The following is a 16,565-nucleotide window of genomic DNA, read 5'->3' as shown; positions in this document are numbered from 1 at the left end:
CCGGCAGGACAGAGGGGGGTAGGGCTTGATACCGGCGTCTGGTTCTTATCATCTCACCAACGTCCGGCTTCATGCGTCCCTGACGCGAGGTCTTGCCGCAGCCTTCGATACGGACGGCTTTGCGCTCGCCGACATCGCTGTCGCCGACAGCAAGATCTACAGCATTACCGCGCGCGGCCGTTCCGATTCGCCCGCAGGCGCCCTCGACCTTGGCGGCCGTATCGTCATGCCATGCTTCGTCGACTGCCACACGCATATCGACAAAGGCCATATCTGGCCTCGCAAACCCAATCCCGACGGCACCTTCATGGGCGCGCTGAACGCCACCGGCGCCGACCGTGCTGCACGTTGGAGCGCCGAGGACGTCGCTCGCCGCATGGATTTTTCGCTGCGTTGCGCCTACGCGCACGGCACCAGGGCTTTGCGCACCCATCTCGACAGCGTCGCACCGCAGGAAGAGATCTCCTGGCCGGTGTTCGAGGCGGTACGGGAGAAATGGCGTGGCCGCATCGAGCTGCAGGCCGCCTGCCTGCTCGGCATCGAAGGCGTGCGCGACAAGAAATGGTTCGAAAGCCTGGCCAAACGCGTAGCTGCGGCCAACGGCGTGCTTGGCGTCGTCACCTATATGCTGCCGGACCTGGAAGAGCTTCTCGATCGGGTATTCGCGCAGGCGATCAAGCATGGCCTCGACCTCGATTTCCACGCCGACGAGACCGACGACATCTCGGCGATCTCGCTGAAGAAGATCGCCGAGGCGGCCCTGTGGAATGGTTTTGAGGGAAACATCCTCGTCGGCCACTGCTGCTCGCTGGCACGCCAGCCCGATCTCGACGTGCTCGACACGCTGGACAAGGTGGCGAAGGCGGTGTGCACCGTGGTGTCGCTGCCGATGTGCAATCTCTATCTGCAGGACCGGCGCGGCGACAACACCACGCCGCGCTGGCGTGGCGTGACGCTGCTGCACGAGATGAAGGCGCGCGGCATTCCAGTCGCCGTCGCCTCCGACAACACCCGCGATCCGTTCTACGCCTATGGCGATCTCGATATGCTGGAGGTCTATCGGATGGCGACGCGTGTCCTGCATTTCGATCACCCGATCGGCGACTGGCCGCAAGCGGTGACTTCGACGCCGGCCAAGGTGATGCGGCTCGATGGTTTCGGCACGCTTGCCGCAGGCGGCGCCGCCGACTTCGTCGTCTTTAGGGGACGCAGCTGGACGGAAATGCTGTCGCGGCCCGAATCGGATCGCATCGTGGTGCGTGATGGTCGCGCCATCGAGCGCCAATTGCCCGACTATGCCGAACTCGACGATCTGATGGTGCGATGATGGACATTTCGGCGCTGAAGCGCGACCTCGACGGTCTGAAGATCGACGATCATCTGGCGATCGTCCAGCAGAAGAGCCGCGATTTCTACTGGTACAGCCCGGTGCTGAAGCAACAGCTCGACCATGTCACCGGCGACCTGATCGTGGCGCCGAAGACGGAAGACGAGGTGATCCGCGTGCTTGCCGCGTGCCATCGGCATGGCATTCCGGTGACACCGCGCGGCAGCGGCACCGGCAATTACGGGCAGGCGATGCCTTTGTCCGGCGGCGTCGTGCTCAATCTCGCCGAGATGAACGCAGTCAGGACGATCGCGCCCGGCCGCGTCGTGACCGGACCGGGTGCCGTCCTCGCCGACATCGACAGGGCGACGCGCGCCCATTCCGGCCAGGAGCTTCGGATGTCGCCATCGACCTATAACACCGCGTCGATCGGCGGTTTCGTTGCCGGCGGCTCGGGCGGCATCGGCTCGATCCGCTGGGGCGGGCTGCGCGACCTCGGCAATGTCATCCGGCTCAGGACGGTGACCATGGAGGCGGAGCCTCGCATCATGGATCTTAGCGGCGAGGAGGTGCTGAAGGTGATGCATGCCTACGGCACCAACGGCATCATCACCGAGGTCGAGATGCCGCTGACCGCATCCTACGACTGGATCGATGTCATCGTCGGCTTCGACGAGTTCATGGATGCGGCCGGCTTCGGCAACGATCTCGCCATTCAGGACGGCATTCTGGTGAAGCTGATTACGCCGATCGCCGCGCCGATCCCTTACGATTATTTCAAGCGGCACCAGAAATACTTCCGGCGCGAGCAAAGCATCGTCGTCTGCATGATCGCGCCGCATGCGATGGACGCCTTTGTCGCCCTCACGGCGCGCAGCAAGGGCGAGATCGTCTTCCGCGCCGACAAGGAGGCCGATCTTAGGGGCTTGCCGCCGGCCTATGAGCTGACCTGGAACCACACGACGCTGCGCGCCATCAGGGTCGACCCTGATATTACCTATCTGCAGACCCGCTATCCCTCGCCGGATCACCTCGCTTACGTCAAGGCCATGATCGACCGCTTCGGCGACGAGGTGCCGGTTCATCTCGAATTCATTCGCTTCGACGGGGCGATCGGCGTGGCCGGACTGCCGCTGGTCCGCTTCACAACGGCGGAGCGGCTCGACGAGATCATCCGCATCCATGAAGACAATGGCTGCTGGGTCTTCAATCCGCACCGCTACACGCTGGAAGAGGGCGGCATGAAGCAGACGGACGAGGTGCAGCTCGCCTTCAAGCGCGAGACCGATCCGCAAGGGCTGCTCAATCCCGGCAAGATGATCGCCTGGGAAAACCCTGAGTACGACTATCGCTCGGGCAAGTCGTTCCTGTTCAAGGGGTTGCAGAAGGCGGAATGAACGATGACGAGCGTACGGTGCTGTCGCGCTGACCTGCGAGGACTTCGGTGAACATCCTCGTGCTCTACGCTCACCCGGTCGAAAACAGCTTCAACGCCGGTTTGCACCGGACGATCGTCGAGCGGCTGACGGTCGCCGGCCACGCCGTCGACGACTGCGATCTTTATGCCGAGGATTTCGACCCGCGGCTGACGCGGGCCGAGCGGCTCGGTTATCACGACGAGCGCGGCGCCGGTGATCCGGCAGCGCCCTATGTCGAGCGCCTGCTGAGGGCAGAGGCGCTGGTGCTGTCGTTTCCGGTGTGGAATTACGGCTATCCGGCCATCCTGAAAGGTTTTTTCGACCGCGTCTTCCTGCCCGGCGTCTCGTTCAAGCTGGTCAATGGCAAGGTGCAGCCTTCGCTGCACAACATCCGCAAGCTGGCGGCGGTCACCACCTATGGCGGCAGCCGGCTCCACGCCATGCTGATGGGCGACCCGCCGCGCAAGCTGGTCAAGCGCGTGTTGCGCGCCACCCTCAAGCCAGGTGCCTCCGTGTCCTATCTCGCGCATTATTCGATGAACCTGTCGACCGATGAAACGCGGAAGAGATTTACGGCGAAAGTCGCAGCCTGCATGGATGCCTTCTGATGCGGGTCCTGGTGGTTTATTGCCATCCGGTTCCGGAAAGCTTTTGCGCCGCGATCCGGGATAGTGCCATCGAGGTGCTGAAGGCGAGAGGCTGGGAGGTGCGGCTGCTCGACCTCTATGCGGAAAATTTCGATCCGGTCATGGGCTGCGGCGAGCGACGCTCCTACAATGAGCACGCCCCGCAGGACCCGGCGCTCAAGTCGCATATCGAGAATCTCAACTGGGCTCAGGCAATCCTCTTCATCTATCCGACATGGTGGTACGGGCTGCCGGCAATGCTGAAGGGCTGGCTCGACCGGGTCTGGGCGACCGACGTCGCCTTCCGGCTGCCGGCCGGCAAGGGACGGATCCAGTCGCTGATGAGGCATGTGACGAAGATCGGGGTGATCACGACCTGCGGCGCACCGACCTGGTGGAGCATCGTCGTCGGCCAGCCGGGACGAAAGACAATCCTGCGCGGCATGCGGGCACTCTGCGCCACCCGCTGCAGGACGTTCTTTCTGGCGCACTACCTGATGGACGCGTCGACGCCAAAAACGAGGGCGGCATTTCTGGAGAAAGTGCGAACGAAGCTGGAGCGGTTTTGAGCTACATCCGCACCCGTTCTGCCTTCGGATCATACATCGGCTTCAGCGACACTTCCGCGGCGAAGCGCTGGCCGGCGATCTCGATCTCGTAGGAAGACGACAGCACATCCGCCTCGCTCTCGCCTTTGCAAGGCACGTAGCCGAGGCCGACGGCGCCGCCGAGATGATGGCCGTAATTGCCCGAGGTGATCGGGCCGACAATCTTGCCGTCGCGCACGATCGCTTCATTGTGGAAGAGCAGGGGTTGCGTGTCTTTCAGGCGGAACTGCACCAGCCGCCGGTCCAACCCGCTTTCTTTTTTCCTCAGCACGGCATCGCGGCCAAGGAAATCGTCCTTGGCAGTCTTCACTGCGAAGCCCAGGCCGGCTTCCAGCACATTGTCCTCGTCGGTGATGTCGTGGCCGAAATGCCGGAACGCCTTTTCGATACGGCAGGAATCCAGCGTGTGCAGACCGCAGAGTTTCAGGCTGACATCGGCGCCGGCCTCCTCGATCGCCTCGAAGGCGTGTGCTGCTTGGTCGGTCGAGATATAAAGCTCCCAGCCGAGCTCGCCGACATAGGTCACACGGTGGGCGCGGGCCAGCCCCATGCCGATTTCTATCTCCTGAAACGTCCCGAACGGATTGGTTTCGTTGGAGAAATCGTTCGGGCTCAGCTTTTGAATCAGGGTCCTCGAATCCGGGCCCATCAGGCAGAGCACGGCTTCGGCAGCGGTCACATCGGTGACGACGACGAATTCATCGGCGAGATGCTTGCGCAGCCACGCGAGATCACGCTGCAGCGTCGCACCGGGCACGACGAGGAAGTAAGCCGTTTCGGACAGCCGCGAGACGGTGAGGTCGCTCTCGATGCCGCCGCGCTGGTTGAGCATCTGGGTATAGACGATCTTGCCCGGCGCCACGTCCATGTCGTTGGCGCAAAGCTTTTGCAGAAAGGCACAGGCATCGCGGCCCTCTACGCGGATCTTGCCGAACGAGGTCATGTCGAACAGCCCGACGCCGTTTCGGACCGCCAGATGTTCGTCGCGTTGGTTGTCGAACCAGTTCTGCCGTTTCCACGAATAGCGGTATTCGCGCTCCTGGCCGGGCCTGGCGAACCAGTTGGCGCGCTCCCAGCCGGCAACCTCGCCGAACACCGCGCCGCGCGCCTTCAGATGTTCGTGCAGAGGCGAGCGCCTGATGTTCCGCGAGGTCGCCATCTGCCGGTACGGGAAATGGTCGGCGTAGAGCAGGCCGAGCGTCTCGGAGACGCGCTCCTTCAGGTAACGGCGGTTCTTCTGGAATGGCTGGGCCCGGCGGATGTCGACCTCCCAGAGGTCGAAGGGTGCTTCGCCGTCATTAATCCATTGCGCCAGGGCCATGCCGGCGCCGCCGGAAGAGACGATGCCGATCGAATTGTAGCCGGTCGCCATCCAGTAGCCGGAAAGCTCCGGTGCCTCGCCGAGATAGTAGCGATCGTCAGGCGTGAAGCTTTCGGGACCGTTGAAGAAGGTATGGATGCCGGCAGTCGCCAGCATCGGCATGCGGTTGACGCCCATTTCCAGGATCGGCTCGAAATGATCCATGTCCTCGGGCAGCTGGTCGAAACAGAAATCCTCGCGAATGCCCTCCATGCCCCACGGCTTGGCCACCGGCTCGAAGGCGCCGAGCATCATCTTGCCGGCGTCTTCCTTGTAGTAGGCGCATTCGTCCGGCACGCGCAGCACCGGCAGGCGGGTCAGCCCGGGGATCGGCTCGGTAACGAGATAAAAATGCTCGCAGGCATGCAGCGGGATGGTGACGCCGTTCTGGCGCCCGAGCTCGCGCGCCCACATGCCGGCGCAATTGACGACGACATCGGCCTCGATGAAGCCTTGCTCGTCGCCTTGCGTCCAGGAAACGCCAGTAACGCGGCCAGCCCTGGCATGGACTTTGGTGACCTTCACATTCTCGACGATCGTCGCATCGCGCTGGCGCGCACCCTTTGCCAGCGCCATGGCGATATTGGCCGGGTCGCATTGGCCGTCGAGCGGCAGATGCACGGCGCCGACCACATCGGAAACATTGAGATGCGGGTACATCTGCTTGATTTCGTGTGGCGAAATCTCGCGCACGTCGATATCGAACGCGCGGGCGAGCGACGCCTGCCTATAAATTTCGTGCTTGCGTTCCTCGGTCAGCGCCACGGTGATCGAACCGACCTGGCGCATGCCGGTGCCGACATCGGTCTCGGCCTCCAGCTTGACGTAGAGGTCGGCCGAATATTTCGCCAGCCGCGTCATGTTCTGCGAACCGCGCAACTGGCCGATCAGGCCGGCGGCATGCCATGTCGTGCCCGATGTCAGCTGCTTGCGCTCGAGCAATACGATATCGGTCCAGCCGAGCTTGGCCAGATGATAGGCGACCGAACAACCAGAGACGCCGCCGCCGATAATGACAGCCCTTGCCTTGGCCGGAATGGTTTTGGGGTGCAGGGCGCTCATGCGGCCTCACGGCGATAGGTGGAAGCAAACCGGCGCAGGCGAAGGGCTGCTTTCAAAAGTATCGCCTCGGGCTGGCAGAGGCTGACGCGAATATGACCGGCGGCCGCCTCGCCGAAGCTCGAGCCGGGCATCACGCCGACCTTTTCCTTGTCGAGAAACGCCCAGGCGAATTTCTCGTCGTCCGGCTCGATGGCTGATATGTCGAGCATTACATACATGCCGCCCTCCGAACCGCGCACGGTGACGTTGTTCATGCCGCGCATGGCATCGAGGACTACGGTGCGCCTGGCAGCATAGCGTTCGGCGATCTCCTTGACGCCGTAGCCGTTTTCGAGTGCCTCGGCGCAAGCGAGGCTAATGAAGGCCGGCAGGCCGTAAGTCGTCACCAGATTGAGGCTGGTCAGCAGTAAGATCATCTGTTCGGGCCCGGTCAGCCAGCCCATGCGCCAGCCGGTCATGCCGTGGCTCTTGGACATGGAATTGATGACCAGCGTGCGTTCCGCCATGCCGGGCAGCGAACGCGGCGAGATATGCTCGCCGCCGCCCAGCGTCCAATAGACCTCGTCCGACAGCAGCCAGAGGTCATGCTCCCGGCAGATCTGCGCCAGCTCCTCCAGCCGCTGGCGCGAATAGACGGCACCCGTCGGATTGTTCGGCGTGTTGATGAGGACGGCGCGCGTGTTCGGCCGAAGAGCTGCGCGAATGTCGGCGGCTCGCGGCTGAAACCCATCCTCGGCGGGTGTCTCGACCACGGTGAAATCGGCGCCCGCTGCACTGAACGTGTTGGGGTAGGTCGCGTAATAGGGCGCGACCACGATGGCATGGTTGCCCTGGTCGAGAACGGCCTGCACCGCCGCGTAAAGTGCAGCCTGCCCGCCCGGCGTGGCGATGACTTGGTCGGGGTTGGTCGCAACGCCAGTGCACGCGGTCGAGGCCGCCGCCATGGCCTTGCGCAGGCGCGGAATGCCAGGAAGCGGGGTATAGTGGTGGTTGCTGGCGCGAACTGCGGTCACGCAGGCTTCGATCGTTTGCGCCGGCGTGTCGAAATCGTGGTCGCCGACCGACAGCATGATGATGTCCTCGCCGGCCTCCTTGCGTGTCCAGGCAGCGAAATGGACCTCCCAGCCATCCTTGCCGGAAGGCACGATGCCGGAAATGCGCGATGATGGTCTGGGCACTATGCTACTCCCGAAATTTCGTAGCCGGCCTGTTCGAGCCGGTCGCTCAAGGTGGCAATATGGGGCGGCCCGACTTCGCAGCAGCCGCCGACGATGTCGGCGCCGGCCTCGACCCAGCCGACCGCCTGGCCGGCATAGGCATCCGGATCAAGGTCATGGCGGGCGTGCAGCACTTCCACGGTACCGCCGTGCTTAAGTGCCTCGACCGAGGTGAAGCCATTGGCATAGGCGCCAACCGGGCCGCCGAGGCCGATCAGTTCGGGCAGCGCTGCAGCAATCGCTTCGGGCCGGCAGCAATTGATCAGTCTAGCTGCGACCGGCAGGCTGTCGAGAGCGCTCGCTGCCGCCGCTAGGGTTTCGCCGCTGCGCAGCCGCGGTGCGCCGTGATCGGCGAGCGTCCACGACACCCATACAGGCTTGCCGCTTTCCGACGCCGCGGTGACAGCCGCGCGCGCCTCCTCGGCCGACGCCATGGTCTCGCACAGGAACAGATCGACGCCGTCAGCCTGCTCGGCAACGATGCGGCGGTAGATGTCGAGCGTATGCTGGAAGGATATCGTCAGTGCCGGGGCGTAGCTGCCGAACAGGGGAGACAGGCAGCCGGCGATCGCCGCGTCGCCGGCCTGGTCGCGAGCTTGCTTTGCCAGTTCTATGCCGCGCTTCTGCAGCGGCTTGAACAACTCTTCCGCGCCCTCGCGCGCCAGCCGCTCGGGGGTTGCGGAATAGGTGTTGATGGTGATGACACGGGCGCCGGCCCGGATGAACTCCGCATGCAGGTCGCGCACCAGGTCCGGTTCGTCGATTAGTACCCTGGCCGACCACAGCGGGGTGGGCTCGGACTTGCTGCGGCGTACCAGTTCCTGACCCATGCCGCCGTCAGTGAGAATAACAGTCTTCATGCTCTCAGTCTCTCGTTCTTTGGATCCCACAGCGGTTCATCGTTCTGCACGACCGCCTTGAAACGCTCGCCGAAGATCTCGACCTCGACCGCGGTTCCCGGCTCGGTGAGGTCGGCGCGCAGCATGCCTAGCGCAATCGACTTGTCGATGCGATGACCCCAACGGCCGGACGTCGTCTCGCCGACGATCCGGCCGTCATGCCACAGCGTCGACATGGAGGGGGCGTCGCAGTCGCCGGGATTTTCGACGACCAGCGTGACGAAACGCTTCTTCACGCCCTGCTGCTTCTCGTTCTGCAACGCTGTCTTGCCGCGGAAGTCGGGCTTGTCCCATTTCACAAAGCGCTCCAGCCCACCCTGCAGGATCGAATAGTCAGTCGACAGGTCGCCCTTCCAGGCGCGGTAGCCCTTTTCAAGCCGCAGCGAATCCAGCGCATACATGCCGAACGGCTTCAAGCCATGCTTTTGCCCGGCCGCCCAGACGGCGTCGAAGACGGCGGCGGTGTCGTCGACCTTGGTGTGGATTTCCCAGCCGAGTTCGCCGGCGAAGGACACGCGCACCAGCCTTGCCCAACGGCCGACGATTGTTGTCTCCTGGTGCGTCAGCCAGGGCAGAGCAAGGTCTGCGGCGCAGACATCGGCGAGGATTTTTCGCGAGTTGGGCCCGGCGAGGATCTGCGTGGAGTATTCCTCGGTCCGGTCTACCAGCTTGAATGAAGCGTCCTTGGGCATGCGCCATTTCAGCCATTCGAAATCGTGCCACTGCGCCACCGCGGCGCTGATCAGCGTCATGTGATCTTCGTCGTGACGCACCACCGACATCTCGGTGACGATGCGGCCCTTGTCGTCGGCAAAGTAGACGAGGCCGATGCGGCCGGGTTTCGGCACCAGCCCGGTGACCTGCTGCCTCAACCATTCCGCAGCGCCCGGACCGTCTAGGTTGAAGCGGGAAAAACCAGGCAGGTCCAGAATGCCGGCGGCGTCGCGCACGGCGAGGCATTCTTCGCGGACGCGATGATGCCAGGGCCCGTCACGGCGGAAGGTCAGCGTCGCGGCTTCCGAAACATCGTCGCCGGCTTGCGCATACCAGGTGGCGCGCTCCCAGCCATTGTAGGCGTCGAACCGGGCGCCGAGCGCCTTAATGCGATCATGGATCGGCGACAGTTTGCGGTCGCGCCCAGCCGGCCAGGCATGACGCGGGAACTGGATGGCATATTCGTTGCCGTAGATTTCCATGCCCTTGGCGACGCAGTAATCCGGGGCCGAAGCAAAGCTGGTGAAGCGACGCGGGTCGCAGGACCACATGTCCCATTCCGTCTGGCCCTCCGTCACCCATTCGGCCAGCACCTTGCCGGCGCCGCCGCCCTGGGCGATGCCGAAGGTGAAGACGCAGGCCTCGAAGGCGTTCGGCACGCCGGGCATCGGGCCGATCAGCGGATTGCCGTCCGGCGCGTAAGGGATCGGGCCGTTGATGACCTTGGACAGTCCGGCAGTGCCGAGAATCGGCACGCGGGCAACGGCATCGGCCAGATAATCCTCCAGCCGGTCGAGATCGTCGGGGAATAGCTGGAATGAAAAATCGTCTGGCATCGGGTCGTTGTGGCCGACCCAATGCGCACGGCAATTGCGCTCGTAGGGGCCGAGATTCATGCCGTTCTTTTCCTGGCGCAGATAATAGGAGGTGTCGACGTCGCGCAGCAGCGGCAGTTTCTTGCCTTGCTCCTTCGACCATGCGGCCAGTTCGGGGATTTCCTCGAACAGGATATATTGATGGCTCATCACCATCATCGGCACGTCGCGGCCGAACATCCTGCCGACTTCGGCCGCACGGTAGCCGGCGGCATTGACGACGATCTCGCAGCGGATCTCGCCCTGCGCGGTCTCGACCACCCACTCGTCCTTCTCGCGGCGCAAGCCGGTGACCGGACAGAAGCGAATGATCTTCGCACCCATGTCGCGGGCGCCCTTGGCCAGCGCCTGGGTAAGCTGCGCCGGGTCGATGTCGCCGTCGCTGGGATCGTAGAGCGCGCCCCTCAGCTCATGCGTTTCTATGAACGGGTAGCGGCGTCTGATCTCGTCGAGCCCGACCACATCGATGTCCATGCCCTGATAGCGGCCCATGCCCTTGGCGCGCTGGAACTCCTGCATGCGCTCCTGCGTATGGGCAAGACGCAGCGAGCCGGTGACATGATAGTTCATGGGATAGTCGACTTCGTCGGCCAGCCCGCGATAGAGCTCCGTCGAATAGCGCTGCATGTTCATCAGCGACCATGACGAGGAGAAGGTCGGCACGTTGCCGGCTGCATGCCAGGTCGAGCCGGAGGTGAGCTCGTTCTTTTCCAGGAGCACGCAGTCGGTCCAGCCCGCCTTGGCGAGATGGTAGAGCGAGGAGGCGCCGACGACACCGCCTCCGATGATCACCACACGTGCCGTGGTCGGCAAACCGGCCATATTCTTCTCCAAACCTCTAGTAAACAGGTGGCGAAACCACCCAGATGACCACGGCCGGCTCCGCTCCAGGATTGCGCCAGCGGAACGGCTTGCCGTCGAAGCGAAAGGAGTCGCCCTCACCAAGCCGGTGCCAGACGCCTGATATCTCGATGTCGAAGCTGCCGGAAGCGACATACCCGGCTTCCTCCGTCGGCCGGCGCGCCTCGGTCTTCAGCTCAGCACCCGGCGCGAAGACCGAACGCAGCATCTCGAAGCTACCGCCAAGATCGGGCGAAAGAAGCTCCTCCACCAGGCCGGAATCGCTTGTGCCAAGCGTGCGGCGGCTGCCGGCGCGCACGACCACGCCGCGCTCGTTCTCAACGGGCACGTCGTGGCTGAAGAACAGACTGACCGGCACGCCGAACAATTCCGCGAAGGCTCTGAGATCGCTGAGCGATGGTATCGACAGGCCGCGCTCGACCTGACTGACCCAGCCGACGGAGCGGCCGAGCTTCAGGGCGATCTCGGCAAGCGTCAGACCGCGCGCCCTGCGCAGCGCCCTGATATCGCCGGCCAGCAGCCGCTCGCGGTTTTCCTGCTCCGATCTGACGGCGGTGGAGGGCAAAGCCATTTCTCTTGGTGAAATTTCTCTGGTGAAGGTGAAAAATTACCCATTGGTGAAAAATTGGGGACAAATTTCATGACAGGTCAGGTTTGTGAAAAAATCAAGAGGATTTTCACGAGCCGCAAGATTTGCTTGCGCCATTTTGGCGGTTCAGGCAAAGGCTCGGCCACGAACGGCGAGTGAGGGCGCCCGGTCGAGGCTTGCGATAGAGCGCCACGCGTCAAATTAGACCCGTAATGGTGCTCTCTCATTTTCTGGACGGCGCATGATCCTTTCCGGAATCGATTCCGGTTTCCGGGTCACGCGCAAAGGGACGCCCATGCTGGAAAACAGGACTACAATTACAGATGGTGCAGCGGTCGTAGACGAGGCGATCACGTCGCGCCGTTCGGTGCGCGCCTTTCTGCCCGATATGGTCGACGACGAGACGATCCGCGCCATTCTCTCGGTTGCCGCGCGCGCGCCTTCGGGCACCAATATGCAGCCCTGGCGGGTCTACGTGACCAAGGCCGAGGTCAAGCAGCGGATCACTGACGCCATCCTCAACTCCGGCATCCGTGCCGAAAAGGCTGAGTGGGACGAGTATCGCTACTATCCCGACCAGTTCTTCGAACCCTATCTCACCCGGCGGCGGGCCAACGGCTTCGGCCTCTACAGCGTGCTCGGCATCGGCCGGCGTGAGGTCGACAGGATGCGCGCGCAGCACGACCGCAACTTCGTCTTCTTCGACGCGCCGGTCGGCATGATCTTCACCGTCGACCGGCGGCTGAACAAGGGGTCGTGGATCGATTACGGCATGTTCCTGCAGAACATCATGGTGGCGGCACGGGGCAGGGGCCTGCACACTTGCCCGCAGGCGGCCTTTGCACCTTATCACAAGCAGATCAGGCCGGTGCTCAACATCCCTGACGAGGAGATCGTCGTCTGCGGCATGGCGCTCGGCCATGAGGACACATCCAAGCCCGAAAACGAGTTCCGCACCGACCGCGCGCCGCTGGAAGAATGGGTGACGTTCGCCAAATGAGGTGGCGCCACGTGAGGTGACGACGCGCCGTCTCGGCCTACTGCACTTCGTAGCCGACTTCCTCGCTGGCGTGACAGAGCGCCTTCCAGAACGAGCGCGCAAACGAGCGGAATACATAGATGTCGAACTGGTCGGCGCCGGTGCGCTGGATCTGGGCGAAGACGTCATGATGCATGGTCGAGCGGCCGGCACCGACCGGGAAGGCCGGCAGCGCGAAGTCGATGGCGAAGAATTTCGCCAGCACCCATTCGGCCTTCGGTCCGGCGATGCGGATCGCGGTGCGGCCATGCGACAGGTCGGTCACCGTGCCGACCGCCGGGGTGACGACACCGGCGAAGGCCGATGCCAGGCCCTCGGCCTCATCGACCACGGTGAATTTTCTCGGCGCAAAGCCGAACACCGATCTCACGCCGTCGGTGCTGCCGGCGCCGGCGCCATCGGGCGGAGTAAGGCCGGTCACGTTGCGGATACCGGCGATCAATTCCTTCTCCTGGCCACGCCAGGCAGCGAGCTGCAGGATCGACCCCGGCCTGGTTTCGGAGAGGATGACCTCGATGCCGTGTTCGAAATCGCCGTGCGAGCCGGTGCGCAGTTCCGGCTCAAGCGGGGCCGGCTCAAGCGGTGATTGGCGCTCAACCATGCATGCGGCTCCCGTCCGGATCAAAGAAGTGGTTGGAGACGATCTCGACCGGGCCGAACCGGTTGCGCAGGGGATCGGAGATATGGGCGCGCGTGCCGCGCCGTGCCTTGCCGTCCTTGACCAAAGCGAGCGCGATGTACTTGCCGAGCGCCGGCGAATAGCAGCAAGCGGTGATGTGGCCGATGGAATCGTGCGGATTGGCTTGGTCAAGCGCCTCGACGATGTGCGCGCCGCCGCTGAGCGGCTGGTTGTCCAGCGAAATCAGGCCGACAAGTTCCAGGCGGCTGGGCGCGATCAGGCCCTCGCGATCCATCATCGCCGAGCCGATGAAGGGCTTCTTCTTGGACAGCATCCAGTCGAGATGCAGGTCGCGCGCCGTGGTGCGGCCATCGATCTCGGCGCCGGTGACGTGGCCTTTCTCGATGCGCATCGTGCCCAGCGCCTCAAGACCGTAAGCCACCAGTCCGAACGGCTTGCCGGCATCGATCAATGCTTCCCAGACATGGGTGCCGTAGCCGGCGCCGGAGTAAACTTCGAAGGCCATTTCGCCGGAGAAGGAAAGCCGGCAGATCATCACCGGCACGCCTGATATCTTGCCATGCACGATGCCCATGAAGGGCAGTGCGGCGTTGTCGACGGCAGTGCCGGTGATGCAAGCAGCAAGAATGGCTCGTGCCTTTGGCCCGCCGATCGCCGCACCCGCCCATTGGTCGGTCACCGAGGTGACGTGGACCTTCAGCTCCGGCCAGATGACGTCGAGGAAATATTCCAGGTGCTGCATCACCTTGCCGGCATTGGCGGTGGTGGTGGTCATCAAGAAGTCCTGTTCGCCGAGCCGCCATGTCGTGCCGTCGTCGAAGGCGAGGCCGTCCTCACGCAGCATCAGCCCGTAGCGGGCCTTGCCGACGGCCAGCGTCGAGAACATGTTGGTGTAAACCCGGTCGAGGAATCCCGCCGCGTCCGGGCCCTGCACGGCGATCTTGCCCAGCGTCGAGACATCGACGATGCCGGCGCTCTCGCGCGTCGCCCTGGCTTCGCGCACATAGGCCTGCTCAATCGTCTCGCCGGGATGGCCATAAATCATCGGTCGATACCAGAGGCCGGCCGAATACATGGTCGCGCCGTTGGCGACGTGCCAGTCATGCATCGGCGTCAGCCGCTCGGCCTTCAGGTCGCCGAACCGTTCGGCGGCAAGTGAGCCGATCGACACGGCCGAAAAGGGCGGACGAAAACGGGTCGTACCGACCTCAGGGATCGGCTTGCCCAATGCTTCGGCCATGATGGCGAGGCCGGGTATGTTGGAGCTCTTGCCCTGATCGGTCGCCATGCCGAGCGTGGTGTATCGCTTCAGATGCTCGACCGAGATGAAGCCTTCGCGATGCGCCAGCCGCACATCCTCCGCGGTCACGTCGTGCTGGAAATCGACGAAGCTTTTTCCATCAGCCCTGATCTCGAACACCGGCGCCGGATCGGGATCGCCGGGTGCGGCTTCGACGACCGGCAAGGCCGCCGGCGTGCCGGTTCCGCCCGCCGCGGACAGGCCAGCGGCGCGGCCTTCGGCGATTGCCTCGGCGGTGGAAAAGCTGCCGGTGAAGGCGCCGGCGCCAATCCATCGCCGGGTTGGCCACTGCTGCGTCGGCTTTGGCGGCAGGAAAGCTTGTCGGGCGGCATTCCATTCCGCCTTGGCGCCGGCCTGGCTGGCCAGATGGATGGTCGGCGACCAGCCTCCCGACATCAGCAGGCAGTCGGCTTGAATGCTGCGTTGATCGCCGGCAAGCGCGCCGTTGACCATGTCGAAGCGCTGCACCTTGATGCCGGACAGCGCCTTGCCGCCTTCGGTGGCGACCACGGCGTGACCGGCAAGGCTCTTGGCCTCCGCTTCATCGGCGAGCTCGCGCATCTCGCTCGAAAGCTCCGGTCGCACGTCGACGATGGCGACAATCGCCGCACCGGCCTTCTTCAGTGCGAGGGCGGAGCGATAGGCGCTGTCATTGTTAGTGAAAAGCGCGATCCTGTGGCCGGGCAGCACGCCATACTCGTTGGCGTAGCGCTCGGCGGCATGCGCCAGCATCACACCCGGCCGGTCGTTGCCCGGAAACACCAGCGGCCGCTCGAAGGAGCCGGTGGCCAGCACCACCGATTTGGCGCGGATGATCCAGTAGCGATGGCGTGGTTCGCCCTTGCCGGGCCTCTCCTTATGATCGGTGACCCGTTCGAGTGCGGCGAGCGTGTTGCCGTCGTAATAGCCCCAGACCGTGGTGCGCGGCAGCAGGCGGACATTGTCATAGCCTTCGAGCTGGCCGGCGGCTCGCGCTGCCCAGTCCGCCCCGGGCATCCCGTCGATCGTCTCAGCCGACCAATTGGCCGAGCCGCCGAAACGCGGTTCGAGCTCGCTGAGGATGACACGCGCGCCCTGATCGGCGGCTGCCCTGGCGGCCATCAGTCCGGCCGGACCGGAACCGACCACCAGCACATCGCAGAAGGCGTTCATGCGCTCGTAACGCGCCGTGTCGGCAGCGGTCCCGGCGCGGCCGAGACCGGCGGCGCGGCGAATGAAATGCTCGCAGAACATCCAGAAACGCGTGCTCTTCAGCGGGCCGATCGCGGGCCCCATGAAGGTCTTGTAATAGAAGCCGGCGGACAGAAGCTTGCCGCCGAGCTGGTTGGCGGCGCTGATATCCCAGGCCAGCGATGGAAAGCGGTTCTGGCTGACAGCGGTCAGCCCATCATAGATCTCGACCATGGTCGCGGCGATGTTCGGCTCGCGAACCTCGCCCCGCAACACCGTCACCAGTGCGTTTGGTTCCTCGACGCCTGACGTCAGCACGCCGCGCGGACGGTGATATTTGAACGAGCGCCCGAACAGGGTGACGCCATTGGCCAGCAGCGCCGAGGCAAGGGTGTCGCCGGCATGGCCGGTGTAAGCCGCGCCGTCGAAGGTGAACCGGATGGTCCGCAGCCGGTCGATCCGGCCACCGGCATCGGTGCGGCGCGGGCTCATATCTTGCCCTCCGCCTTGTGCCGAGCAGCGACTTTGTGGTGGCCGCGCGTGAACGCGACGCTGGAGATCTCGTGTGTCAGCGTGTTGCGAACGACCCTGAGATGGGCGCGGCAGCCGCCGGAATGCTGCCAGATCTCGTTGTGGTCACCCGCCGGATTCAATCGGTCATAGACATAGGCGTTCCAGGCATCGAGGTCCTGCGAGGCAGGTTGAGGGCGCTCGCGGTTGCCGTCACCCTGATAGGTGAACTCGATGACGTCGCGCGGGCCGCAATAGGGGCAGGTAATCAGCATGCGATTGTATCTTCTCGTTTGACCATGATCTTGGCCGAAAACCGGTTTCCACTCTTTGTTACACCGACCGGCGGT

At 63.9% G+C, this 16,565-nt stretch carries 13 protein-coding genes; 5 read left to right on the top strand and 8 right to left on the bottom strand.

Annotated features, from left to right (window positions below; genetic code table 11):
- Positions 1-25: 25 nt before the first annotated feature.
- The 4 genes from NMG70_RS21900 to NMG70_RS21885 are packed head-to-tail and all read left to right on the top strand — an operon-like array spanning position 26 to position 3,940.
- Complete coding sequence (locus NMG70_RS21900) at positions 26-1,327, top strand: cytosine deaminase (protein WP_254026451.1); 1,302 nt, start codon at positions 26-28, stop codon at positions 1,325-1,327.
- The gene (locus NMG70_RS21895) at positions 1,324-2,724 is read left to right on the top strand and encodes an FAD-binding oxidoreductase (protein ID WP_436798435.1); all 1,401 of its coding nucleotides are present in this window, start codon (positions 1,324-1,326) and stop codon (positions 2,722-2,724) included. Before NMG70_RS21900 ends, NMG70_RS21895 begins: the two co-directional genes overlap by 4 nt.
- 47 nt (positions 2,725-2,771) lie before the next feature.
- Positions 2,772-3,353 carry an NAD(P)H-dependent oxidoreductase gene (locus NMG70_RS21890; protein ID WP_254026450.1) on the top strand — a complete coding sequence of 194 codons (582 nt, stop codon included), beginning with the start codon at positions 2,772-2,774 and terminating at the stop codon, positions 3,351-3,353.
- Entirely contained in the window at positions 3,353-3,940 is a 588-nt protein-coding gene (locus NMG70_RS21885; protein ID WP_254026449.1) for an NAD(P)H-dependent oxidoreductase, read from the top strand. The genes NMG70_RS21890 and NMG70_RS21885 overlap by 1 nt, the downstream gene beginning before the upstream one ends.
- 1 nt (position 3,941) lies before the next feature.
- On the opposite strand, the gene NMG70_RS21880 is transcribed toward NMG70_RS21885, so the two are convergent.
- The 5 genes from NMG70_RS21880 to NMG70_RS21860 are packed head-to-tail and all read right to left on the bottom strand — an operon-like array spanning position 3,942 to position 11,538.
- Entirely contained in the window at positions 3,942-6,401 is a 2,460-nt protein-coding gene (locus tag NMG70_RS21880) for a GcvT family protein (protein ID WP_254026448.1), read from the bottom strand.
- Positions 6,398-7,579, bottom strand: coding sequence for a pyridoxal phosphate-dependent aminotransferase (locus NMG70_RS21875; RefSeq protein ID WP_254026447.1), 1,182 nt, complete (start codon positions 7,577-7,579; stop codon positions 6,398-6,400). Before NMG70_RS21875 ends, NMG70_RS21880 begins: the two co-directional genes overlap by 4 nt.
- Complete coding sequence (locus tag NMG70_RS21870; protein WP_254026446.1) at positions 7,579-8,478, bottom strand: homocysteine S-methyltransferase family protein; 900 nt, start codon at positions 8,476-8,478, stop codon at positions 7,579-7,581. The genes NMG70_RS21875 and NMG70_RS21870 overlap by 1 nt, the downstream gene beginning before the upstream one ends.
- Entirely contained in the window at positions 8,475-10,928 is a 2,454-nt protein-coding gene (locus NMG70_RS21865; RefSeq protein ID WP_254026445.1) for a GcvT family protein, read from the bottom strand. Before NMG70_RS21865 ends, NMG70_RS21870 begins: the two co-directional genes overlap by 4 nt.
- A gap of 16 nt (positions 10,929-10,944) precedes the next feature.
- Positions 10,945-11,538 (bottom strand): helix-turn-helix domain-containing protein, encoded by a 594-nt coding sequence (locus NMG70_RS21860; protein ID WP_254026444.1) that lies wholly within the window; start codon positions 11,536-11,538, stop codon positions 10,945-10,947.
- 313 nt (positions 11,539-11,851) lie between these two features.
- Between NMG70_RS21860 and NMG70_RS21855 the strand changes: the two genes are divergently transcribed.
- Positions 11,852-12,556 (top strand): nitroreductase, encoded by a 705-nt coding sequence (locus NMG70_RS21855; RefSeq protein WP_254026549.1) that lies wholly within the window; start codon positions 11,852-11,854, stop codon positions 12,554-12,556.
- Positions 12,557-12,593: 37 nt separating this feature from the next.
- Here NMG70_RS21855 and NMG70_RS21850 read toward each other — a convergent pair whose 3' ends face one another.
- From NMG70_RS21850 to NMG70_RS21840, 3 genes are read right to left on the bottom strand one after another with little or no spacing between them, the layout of a single operon-like run.
- Complete coding sequence (locus NMG70_RS21850; protein ID WP_254026443.1) at positions 12,594-13,196, bottom strand: sarcosine oxidase subunit gamma; 603 nt, start codon at positions 13,194-13,196, stop codon at positions 12,594-12,596.
- Positions 13,189-16,197: a sarcosine oxidase subunit alpha gene (locus NMG70_RS21845; RefSeq protein ID WP_254026442.1), complete on the bottom strand. Its 3,009-nt coding sequence runs from the start codon at positions 16,195-16,197 to the stop codon at positions 13,189-13,191. Before NMG70_RS21845 ends, NMG70_RS21850 begins: the two co-directional genes overlap by 8 nt.
- The gene (locus NMG70_RS21840) at positions 16,194-16,490 is read right to left on the bottom strand and encodes a sarcosine oxidase subunit delta (RefSeq protein ID WP_254026441.1); all 297 of its coding nucleotides are present in this window, start codon (positions 16,488-16,490) and stop codon (positions 16,194-16,196) included. Before NMG70_RS21840 ends, NMG70_RS21845 begins: the two co-directional genes overlap by 4 nt.
- Positions 16,491-16,565: the final 75 nt, after the last annotated feature.

Origin of the sequence: Mesorhizobium ventifaucium (genome assembly GCF_935822925.1) — a bacterium.
GTDB classification, from domain to species: Bacteria; Pseudomonadota; Alphaproteobacteria; order Rhizobiales; family Rhizobiaceae; genus Mesorhizobium; species Mesorhizobium ventifaucium.
Note: the sequence above shows the minus strand (reverse complement) of the source record. Positions and strands in the feature narration are given on the sequence as shown.

What these genes read in the sequence shown, in the direction of transcription:
- NMG70_RS21895 (WP_436798435.1), top strand. Translation starts at nt 1,324, where the DNA reads ATGATGGACATTTCGGCGCTGAAGCGCGACCTCGACGGTCTGAAGATC.
- NMG70_RS21885 (WP_254026449.1), top strand. Translation starts at nt 3,353, where the DNA reads ATGCGGGTCCTGGTGGTTTATTGCCATCCGGTTCCGGAAAGCTTTTGC.
- NMG70_RS21880 (WP_254026448.1), bottom strand. Translation starts at nt 6,401, where the DNA reads ATGAGCGCCCTGCACCCCAAAACCATTCCGGCCAAGGCAAGGGCTGTC.
- NMG70_RS21870 (WP_254026446.1), bottom strand. Translation starts at nt 8,478, where the DNA reads ATGAAGACTGTTATTCTCACTGACGGCGGCATGGGTCAGGAACTGGTA.
- NMG70_RS21865 (WP_254026445.1), bottom strand. Translation starts at nt 10,928, where the DNA reads ATGGCCGGTTTGCCGACCACGGCACGTGTGGTGATCATCGGAGGCGGT.
- NMG70_RS21860 (WP_254026444.1), bottom strand. Translation starts at nt 11,538, where the DNA reads ATGGCTTTGCCCTCCACCGCCGTCAGATCGGAGCAGGAAAACCGCGAG.
- NMG70_RS21855 (WP_254026549.1), top strand. Translation starts at nt 11,852, where the DNA reads ATGCTGGAAAACAGGACTACAATTACAGATGGTGCAGCGGTCGTAGAC.
- NMG70_RS21850 (WP_254026443.1), bottom strand. Translation starts at nt 13,196, where the DNA reads ATGGTTGAGCGCCAATCACCGCTTGAGCCGGCCCCGCTTGAGCCGGAA.
- NMG70_RS21845 (WP_254026442.1), bottom strand. Translation starts at nt 16,197, where the DNA reads ATGAGCCCGCGCCGCACCGATGCCGGTGGCCGGATCGACCGGCTGCGG.
- NMG70_RS21840 (WP_254026441.1), bottom strand. Translation starts at nt 16,490, where the DNA reads ATGCTGATTACCTGCCCCTATTGCGGCCCGCGCGACGTCATCGAGTTC.